Raw genomic sequence first — 9,816 nt, 5'->3', positions numbered from 1 at the left:
TCTCGGCTGCACGTTTTTGAAATTTCTGAACGATAACGGAATCAACTGAACTTGAATCCCCAAAGGAAAAAATCCCGGGTCTGAAGAACCAGCGTTCGGTTTAGCGCGGGGAGCGCGGAAGGTGAGATCGAAATTCGACTGGGCCGAAAAGGGTCCGGGTCAGGGCGCGCTGACTTTTTCGGTCTTGGCCGATGAAGATCAGGCGTAACTCAAACCGCTCCCGAGTCACAGGTGAAGCAATTTGAATGCCTAAGGTTTGTTGCGAAAATCGGTGGGCGTTATTTCGTACTTTCTCAATTGGTTCCAGACACTGGTGCGGGATATCCCCAGCAGCCTTGCGGCCTGGGATTGATTCCCCCCGGCATCCTGAAGGGCCTCGATCAAGCGCTGTTTTTTGAGGGTGTTGAGGGTGAGGGAAGTGCCGGGTTTGGCGGAAACACGGCTGTCGTTGTAACGGATGTTCTGGGGAAGGTTTTCAGGGCCGATGACGCCCCCCTGGTCGGTGGTGACAAAGCCGAATTCCATGGCGCTTCTCAATTCCCGGACGTTGCCCGGCCACCCGTATTGCATGAGCTGACCCATGGCCCGGCTTGAAATCCCCCGGATTTGTTTTCCGCTCTTGAGGAGAATGCGGTTGAAAAAAGATCTGGCCAGCAGGGGGATATCCTCGACCCGCTCACGCAGGGGAGGCACCTGAATGGGGATGACATTGATGCGATAAAAAAAGTCGGTCCGAAATTCCCCCCGGGACACCAGTTGCGAGAGGTTTCGGTTGGTGGCCGAGATCAGACGCACATCGACCTTGATTTGGCGATGGTCGCCCACGCGCTCCACCACCCCTTCTTCCAGGACGCGCAGGAGCTTGACCTGGTGGGGCATCGGCAACTCGCCGATTTCATCCAGAAAGATGCTCCCCCGGTGGGCGGCCTCGAATCGGCCCTGACGGTCGCAATAGGCACCGGTGTAGGCCCCCTTGACATGGCCAAAAAGCTCACTCTCCAGAAGGGCGTCGTTAAGAGCGGCGCAGTTGACTTTGATGCAGGGCTTTCCGCTGCGCGGGCTTTCGGCATGGATCGCCCGGGCGACCATTTCTTTGCCCGTCCCGCTTTCCCCGTAGATGATCACCGGTGCATCGGAGTGGGCGGCGTTTACGATCAAATCAAAGACTTTTCGCATGGCGGCCGATGTGCCCACCAAGTCATGGAAGCGATCGGCGGCATCCAGCTCCCGGCGGTAGCGTTCGATCTGGATTTCTTTCTGGGTCAGGTCGGAAACATCCGTCAGGGTTTCCACGGCGCCGATAATGTTATTTTCGGCATCCCTCAGAACCGATGCATTTTTCACGACATTCAAGGTCTTGCCGTCCTTACGGATCAGGTGACATCTCTGTTTCCTCAAAAACCCCTGTTCAAACATGGAGCACCAGTGGCGGCGGCCTTTGCTGCGAACGATTTCGCAGTCGCTGCAGTTGCACATATGGCAGGACTGACCCACGATCTCCCGCTCGGCATAACCGGTCATCTCTTCAAAGGCCCGGTTGACGAAGACGACAACCCCCTTTTCGTTCACGATCATGACCCCGTCTTGAATCGTATCGACCACGATTTTCCAGTAATGATCCACTATCACCCTCGCTGGGGTTCAAACTGTTCAATTGTAAAGCTCATAGGTGTTAACATTCTTAACATGTTCACCACCATCGGGCAAGAAGAGATCCTCCCCGCCGATCCAAATCCAGATCCGATTTTTGGTCGCCCAATTGCATAATACCCTAAAGCCTCATCGTTTCCCGTGAAATCTTTGGAAAAATTATCGTACTTCGGTCTGTTTATTGCTCTGCCAGACAGGGGGAAAGCTGCATGCCTGTTGCACCTTCGAAAAGAAGATTGAAAAAGCCCCAAGAGCTGCCTCCAGTTCGAAATATTAAGAATATTTTTAGAAAAAGTTAAAATCTGCTGAGGTGGCGGATTTGCTTGCCTGGGAGTGCAAAATTTCCAGGCCATTTTCAATGGTGAAGAGGAAAGGAGCGTTGCGATGAGGAGAAAAGAAGTAGATAGGAACGGGCGCAGGATGATACCCAAGGGCGTGTGGTGGCTGGTGCTTTTGCTGATGACCGTGTGGGGCTTCATGCCGGTCTATGCAGTCCATGCGACCACCCTGGAGGAGCTCAAGCAGCAACTGGAGGTTCTGCAACAAAAGGTCGCCGAAATGGAGGCCCAAAAGGCAGTGGAGGCGCAGCAGGCTGCGGAGCTTGAGGCCCAGAAGGCCGCGGCGGCAAAGGAGGCGGAAGCCCAAATGGTCACCCGGGGTGCGGGACCCGGCACCTTCAATTTCCGTCTGCCGGGAATCGACACCGATGTCCGCCTGGGAGGTTACGTGAAGTTGGATGCGGTCTACAGCGATGTCGGCGCAGGCAGCAACAGCGATTCTGATCGATTCTTCTATCCGCGGTCGATCTATGTCGGGCCGAGCGCGGACGAGCCGTCGGAAAAGCTGGTCTTCACCGCCAAGCAGAGCCGCCTGTACCTCAAAACCAGAACCGGGACCGCCATGGGGGATCTGAAGATTCATGTGGAAGGCGACATCTATGGCTATTCCGGCAACCAGAGGGTGACCAACTCTGACGGCTGGCGGGTCCGGCATGCCTATGGTGAACTCGGCAATTTCATGGCCGGCCAGAACTGGTCCACATTTATGAATGCCGGCGTTCTGCCGGAAACCCTGGATTTCGGCGGGCCGGCGGGTGAGATTTTCGTCCGCCAGGCCCAGGTGCGCTGGACCCAGCCTTTCGATTGGGGCAACCTGCAACTGGCTGCGGAAAATCCCGAAACCTGGGTCATCGACGGCAGAACGGGCGTTAGCACCTCCTATGATACCGAACGGGTGCCGGATGTCGTCGGTCGGATCAACTACAACTGCGATTTCGGAAAATTCTCACTGGCCTTGATGGGACGTGAACTCCGGATCGACAATGACATCGCCGATGACAGCGTTTATGGCGGCGCTGTCAGCGCCGCTGGTGTGGTGCCGACATTCGGCAAGGATGACATCCGCTTTATGCTCAATTATGGCAATGCGCTCGGCCGCTACATGTGGAGCAATTTCGAAGACGCATACATAGATGAGGATGGGGATCTCGAAGCGCTGGAGCAGTGGGGCGGTTATGTGGCCTACCGCCATTTCTGGCTGGACAATCTTCGTTCGAGCCTGGTTTACGCCTACGCCGAAGCCGACAACGACACCAACGAGGTGGGCGACGAGGTCAACAAGCGGTTTCAGTCGGTGCATACCAACCTCATTTGGAGCCCCATTCCCGAAGTCAATCTGGGGTTGGAGTATTTGTGGGGTCAGCGGGAGTTGGAAAACGACGACGACGGTGAGCTGAACCGGGTTCAGTTCAGCGCACAATACTTGTTTTAATCACGTAAAGAAGCAGCCCGGCCTTTGCAACCCTTGCCCTACGGCCCGGGGATAGCCTGCCAGAATGGGGTGTGTTTTCCGAAAACACACCCCATTCATTCCTGCCCCAAACTCCTCTCTTCGCTTTTCATAAAAATATGCGGCTACTTTAGATCGCTCATCGCGGCAGGCGCCGGAACACGACCGGATTGTTTTTTCTGGAAAATCCCTTTATCCTGATCTGTAAAGATGGCATTTTCGGCAACCGGGCACTCCCCGGCCGTCCAGGCCTGCACACTGTTCGGATGCCGCCCACAAGTGATGGAGCGGTTGAATGCAACCCACACCCCTCAGGGGGCCGCAACCCCATCGCCGAAACAACCGGGAAAGCGCGGGAAAAAAAAATCCCCAAACGGGCGGAAAAGGCGCCATTGGGTTCACCCCCCCCTGCCGCATGACTCGCAGACCTTTCCTGGCCGGGCTCAGGCGTGTGGGAGTGCTCCTTTTTCTTTCGCTGCTCCTGGTTTTTGCCGGCCTGCTGGGAAATGCCCACAGCCAAACGCCCCGGGAGGTCAAGATCGGGGTCCTCGCCAAGCGCGGCTCGGCGGTGGACGTGGGGATGTGGACCCCCACGGCCGACTATCTCAGTGCCAAGCTGGTCGGCTGTCGTTTCCAGGTAGTGCCCCTTGATTTCACCCAGATTCATGCCGCTGTCCGGGAGCGGCAGATCGATTTTGTCCTGGCCAATCCGGGATTCTATGTGGAGCTTGAAAAGCTTTACGGGGTAAACCGGATCGCCACCCTGATCAACCAGAACCTTCCCGGTCAGCAGACCACCACCTTTGGCGGCGTCATATTTGCCCGCGCCGACCGTCAGGACCTGCGCGCAATCACCGATCTGCGGGGCCAGGCGTTCATGGCGGTGGAGCCGCGCTCGTTCGGCGGCTGGATCATGTGCTGGCGCGAACTCTTCCGCTTGGGCGTCGACCCGCTGCGCTTCTTTGCAACCCTCGAATACGGCAACACCCATGACGCCGTCGTTTATGCGGTACGAAAGGGCATGGTCGATGCCGGTACGGTGCGCAGCGACACCCTGGAGCGGATGGCCGCCGCCGGCAGCATCAGACTTAACGAATTCCGTATTATCGATGAGCGGCACGTCGCGGGGTTCCCCTTCCGGCTCAGCACCCAACTGTATCCGGAATGGCCCATGGCCGCCACCCGGGATACACCCATCGATCTGGCGCGCGCGGTGGCGGCCGCCCTGCTGGCCATGGATCCCGACGACCCCGCCGCCAGGGCCAGCAAGAGCGCCGGCTGGACCGTGCCTCTGAACTATCAGCCGGTGCATGACTGCCTGCTCGACCTGCGCATCGGACCCTACGCGGATTTCGGCCAGTTCACCTTGACCGACGTGCTGCGGCGCTACTGGCGCCAGCTCGGCCTGCTGCTCGGCGCGGTCATCCTGATCTCCTCGGCCTCGCTTTATATCCTGCACCTGAACCGCAAGCTGCGGTACAAAAAACGGGAGGTCGACGAGCTCAACCGGACCCTGGAGGCCAGGGTCGTCGAACGCACCCAACGGATCAACACCCTCCTTGACCGGGAGCTTTACCTGCGGGAAATCATGGAAACGGTTGCCGAAATCAACGGTTTGCTCCTCTCGGCGACGGACCTGGAGACCCTTCTGGACCAGGCCTGCAAAACCATGTCCGAGCACGGCCATTACGGCTACAGCTGGATCGGCCTCTTGCGGGACGGCGTGGTGGATGGGGTTTTCACCGCCGACGATTCGGTCCGCTTTCCCGAGGCGCCGCCTTACGATCCCTTCAACCCCGCCGATCCCTTCTCGTCCTCACCCGCAGCCCGCTGCATGCTGAGCGACCAAACGGTGGTCATTGTTCAGAGCGATGGGGAAACGACGGTCACCCCGTGGCTTGACCGCTCGGCGGCGACCGGCTTTCAGGCGGTGGCGGCCCTGCCCCTGCGCGCCGACCGATACTCCCGCGCCATCGGGGCCCTCAGCGTCTACACCATGCGCAAGGAGGGCTTCGATCAGGAGGAGCTCGTCATGCTGGAGGAACTGGCGGGCGACATCGGCTTTGCCGTCAGCTCCTTCTGGCAGCGTGAAAAGGTGTCCCGACTGGAGCAGGAACGCACGGAGAATTACGAGCAGACGATCCGGTCTTTTGCCGAAATGATCGATCAGCGGGATACCTACACCGCCGGCCACACCCTCCGGGTGGCCGCCTACAGCCGCCTGCTGGCCCGGGAACTGGGCCTTGACGACCATCAGATCAACATCCTGCAGCAGGCCGCGACCCTGCACGACATCGGCAAGATCGCCACACCCGATTCGGTGCTCCTCAAGCCCGGCAAGCTTTCCGAGCTGGATTACGGGCTGATCAAGCTGCATGCCTCCGCCGGGCATGCCATGCTGGCCAATATCAACATGTACAAGGGGCTTGCCGAAATCATCCGCCACCACCATGAACGCTACGACGGGGCGGGCTACCCCGACGGGCTGCGGGGCAAGGAGATCCCCTTGCTCTCCAGGATCATCGTCGTTGCCGACGCCTTTGACGCCATGACCACCAACCGCATCTACAAGCCCCGCAAGACCGTTGCCGAGGCCCTGCAGGAAATGAAGGCGCTAAGCGGCAGCCAGTTTGACCCCGAGATCGTCGCCGCAGCCCTCGGGGTCCTGAAAGATGTGGAGATCCCGGAGGCCATCGACCAGCTGCCCAAAAACCAGATGGAGCAGCGCCGCTTCTCCTATTTTTTCAGCGACAAGCTCACCGGTCTCTACAACGAGGACTACCTGCAGATCATTTTACAAAACGACCAGGTCTTGGCGTCATATCACTGTCTGCACATTTTCCACCTCAAAAATCTGCCGGACTTCAACCGGCAGCAGGGCTGGGAGCAGGGAAACCGCCTGATGCAGCGGTTTGCGGTGGAACTGCAGGCCAGGTATCGGGACGCGCTTCTGTTTCGGGCCTATGGCCGGGATTTTGTCGTCATCAGCCGGGACCATTTCGAACTCGGCCCAAACGACCTGCTCTTCGAGAGCCTCAAAGGATCGGGGCTTGAAATCACGACCCACCACCTCGATCTGCGCACGGGTACCCTCTACGGCATCCACAAGCTGGAAAAATTCGAGATCCGCAGCAAACCTTAAGCGGGCCCGCACCCGACCTGACCCATTTCCTCCTTTGGGGCTGCCATCAGGGGTTCCCACGCACTTCGACGTAAATACCAAAGACCTGGTCCATCAACGCGGCCGCGATGGTGTAGCCGCCGTCCACGCCACAATCCCTGCCGGGGTAGTGGTGATAGACGTGCTTTTTAACCACCACGGGCCTTTTCGGGTGATGCCGCCACTGATGGCCCGGCTTATGTGCGCGGCAAGCGGGTTTGTGGGACTTTCCCCTGCCCGTTTGCCAACCGCAGCCATTGCAGGGGGGACTTTGCCGCCCCTGGCGGTACGCCCCCCCATCCCGGGAGCGGTATCCGTCGCCCCCCTGGCCTGCCCAGGATGTGCCGGTCAGAAAAAGGACACACCCGATCAGGGCGATGCCGGCAACAAAGAGCTTTCGTTTCATGACGGTCTCCTTTATTCTGGGTTCACAGGCACCACGTGCCGCCTGTTTGACCTCTTGGACGCCGATGAGGATAAAAAGTTTACACGGGCAGACGATTTTCCGCCGACAGTCTCGGGGGCATGCGGCCACCGCGTTTCGCGCGCCCGTTGTTTGCAAACCCGCAGCACCCCTGACCGGGGCCGAAAGATGAGAGACCGGAGCCGTCATGTCAGCGCCAAAATCGGATAAAATGTTTCTGGCCGGTGATATCGGCGGGACCAAGACCCACTTGGCGGTCTTTGCACCCGGATCGGATGTACGAACCCCTTTTCGGGAAGAAACCTATGCCAGTGGGCAATATCCCAGCCTGGAAGCGCTCGCCCGTGAATTTCTCGCCGCAATCGACGCCCAAATTGAATGCGCCGGCTTTGGCGTGGCCGGGCCGGTGGTGGCGGGGCGGGCCAGAATCACCAACCTGCCCTGGGTGATGGATGAGGCCCAGCTCGCCGAGGCCCTGGGTCTGGCATCCTTACACCTGCTAAACGACCTGGAGGCCATCGCCGGCGCGGTGCCGGCACTACGCGAGGCCGACCGGGTTGTGCTGAACCGGGGGCAGGCGGCCACCGGCGGCGCCGTTGCGGTCATCGCCCCGGGCACCGGCCTGGGAGAGGCCTTCCTGGTCTGGGACGGCGCCCGCTACCACGCCCAGCCCTCCGAAGGCGGGCACGCCGATTTCGCCCCCAACAACGCGCTTGAAGCCGGCATGCTGGGCCACCTTCAGCGGCGCTTTGGGCATGTCAGCTGGGAGCGCGTCTGTTCCGGCAGCGGGCTGCCCAACATCTATGACTTTCTGAAGACCAGCGGCCAGGCCCAGGAGCCGGACTGGCTGGCCGAGGCGCTGGCCGCAGCCGACGACCCCACCGCGGTCATCGTCCGGGCGGCCTTGGATCCCGGCCGGCCGTGCCGCCTCTGCCAGGCCACGCTCAAAACCTTTGTCACCATCCTGGGCGCTGAAGCCGGCAACCTGGCGCTGAAAGTCATGGCCACAGGGGGGGTCTACCTGGGCGGCGGGATGCCGCCGCGGATCATGCCGGCCCTCGGGGAAGGCAGCTTCATGAAGGCCTTCGTTCACAAGGGCCGCATGGCGCCGCTGTTGAAGCAGATACCGGTCTACGTCATCACCAATCCCAAGGCGGCGCTGTGGGGTGCGGCCCGCCGGGCGATGGGGTTGAGCACCTAATGCCCCCGGTTGGGGGGCTTGGCAAAGGCCCGTCGGTTTTGGAATCACCCGAAGCGCATCTCCGGAATTGCCATGGCCCACCTGCTGCGCTAAAGTCCCTCCCAATTCGCGGGATTTGACCAACGCCCCCCCGCCGGCGCTCCGGCGCAACCCGACAACCGGCTGAACGTAAAAAAGGAAGGTTCAGCCAACGCTTCCCGCCAAAGGATTCACCGATGCCCCAGGAACCCGGGACCACCGAGCAGATGATGTCCGAGATCACCGCACTGCGCCGGGAAGTTGCACGATTGCGGGACATTGAAGAACGCTGCCGGCAGGCGGAAAGCGCGCTCAAGGCCCTTGAGGCGCGCAACCGGCTGCTGGGCGACAGTGCCCCGCTGGGCATCTTCACCCTCGATGCCGAGGGGCGCATGACCGGCATCAACCGCAAAATGCGGGAGATGCTTGCCTGGCACCCCTTTGAGGACACCCAATCACTGAACCTGTTGGATTGCCCGGCCCTGGCGGCATCGGGACTGGTCGCCGATATCGAGCGCTGCATCCTTCAAAAGAAGCCGGTCATCGTCGAACACCCCCACGGCGACCCCCAGGGCAGCTGCACCCATCTGCGCTACCATATCAGCCCCATCCCCGGAGGGGACGGCGGCGTGAGCGGTGTCATGGCCATGGTGGAAGACTGCACCGATCTCCGAAAGACGGAGGAGGCTTTCAGGGAAAGCGAGAAACGCTATCGCCAGCTGTTTCAATCCGCACCGATCGCGATGATCGAATGGGACGTCTCGCGCCTCAAGGCCCGCATCGAAAAACTGCGCGCCTCCGGGATTTCCGATTTCAGAGAATACCTGGACAAAAATCCCCAACAGATCCACCACTGCTGGTCGTTGATCAAAACCGTGGGTTACAATCGGGCATTTTTGGAGCTGATGGGGGTCGCCGACCCCGCGAGTTTGCGGGGGGCCTTTATTCCCACCGACTCCAAGGGCTTTTTGAAGATGGCCCGCGAGATCATCCTGGTGGCGGCCGCCGGGAATACCGCCGACGAACGGGAGGAGACCCTGGTCACGGCAACCGGCGAGCCCAAAATCGTTCTGGGGAAATCGCTGGTGGTTTCCGGCCACGAGGACACCCTGTCGCGGGTGGCCATCGCCCTGGTGGACATCTCCCAGCGCAAAAAGGCGGAAGAAGCCCTGCGGGAGAGCGAGCGAAGGTTCCGCGAGCAGGCCTTGCGGGACAGTTTGACCGGCCTTTACAACCAGCGCTATCTCTACCAGGCGCTGGCCGAAGAAATTCAAAGGGCCAAAACCGCCGGCACCCCGGTCTCGCTGATCTTTATGGACCTGGACCATTTCAAGCGGGTGGTGGACGCCCATGGCCACCTCAACGGCAGCCTGGCCATTCAGAAGGTGGCCGGCACCATCGCAAGCTGCATCGAAGAGCCGGCCTTCGCGGTGGCCTATGCCGGGGACGAGTTCGTGGCGGTCCTGCCGGGGTTGGACGAAACCCAAGCCTTGCAAAAAGCGCTTGAGATCCGATCGCGGGTCAAGGAGAGCATCTATGTCCTGAACCGCGGCATCCAGGTGCGCCTGCAGGCCA

5 protein-coding genes are annotated in these 9,816 nt (G+C 60.2%); 4 read left to right on the top strand and 1 reads right to left on the bottom strand.

The window, feature by feature from the left end; all coding sequences use genetic code 11:
• Positions 1 to 249: 249 nt before the first annotated feature.
• A complete protein-coding gene (locus LJE63_02550) occupies positions 250 to 1,623 on the bottom strand; it encodes a sigma 54-interacting transcriptional regulator (protein ID MCG6905479.1) in 1,374 nt (457 codons plus the stop codon).
• 360 nt (positions 1,624 to 1,983) lie between these two features.
• Here LJE63_02550 and LJE63_02545 point away from each other — a divergent pair, with 360 nt between their 5' ends.
• The 4 genes from LJE63_02545 to LJE63_02530 form a co-directional block, all read left to right on the top strand.
• Positions 1,984 to 3,420: a porin gene (locus tag LJE63_02545; GenBank protein MCG6905478.1), complete on the top strand. Its 1,437-nt coding sequence runs from the start codon at positions 1,984 to 1,986 to the stop codon at positions 3,418 to 3,420.
• A gap of 475 nt (positions 3,421 to 3,895) precedes the next feature.
• On the top strand, positions 3,896 to 6,580 hold the full coding sequence (locus LJE63_02540) for a PhnD/SsuA/transferrin family substrate-binding protein (GenBank protein ID MCG6905477.1): 2,685 nt from the start codon (positions 3,896 to 3,898) through the stop codon (positions 6,578 to 6,580).
• 629 nt (positions 6,581 to 7,209) lie between these two features.
• Complete coding sequence (gene glk / locus LJE63_02535) at positions 7,210 to 8,223, top strand: glucokinase (GenBank protein ID MCG6905476.1); 1,014 nt, start codon at positions 7,210 to 7,212, stop codon at positions 8,221 to 8,223.
• A gap of 215 nt (positions 8,224 to 8,438) precedes the next feature.
• Positions 8,439 to 9,816 (top strand): diguanylate cyclase (locus LJE63_02530; protein MCG6905475.1); only part of this gene is annotated, 1,378 nt, incomplete at its 3' end.

The organism is Desulfobacteraceae bacterium (genome assembly GCA_022340425.1).
Taxonomy (GTDB): Bacteria; Desulfobacterota; Desulfobacteria; order Desulfobacterales; family JAABRJ01; genus JAABRJ01.
This window is presented reverse-complemented; position numbering and strand designations above follow the sequence as displayed.

Coding starts and splice junctions, on each gene's coding strand:
- glk (MCG6905476.1), top strand. CDS start 7,210: ATGTCAGCGCCAAAATCGGATAAAATGTTTCTGGCCGGTGATATCGGC.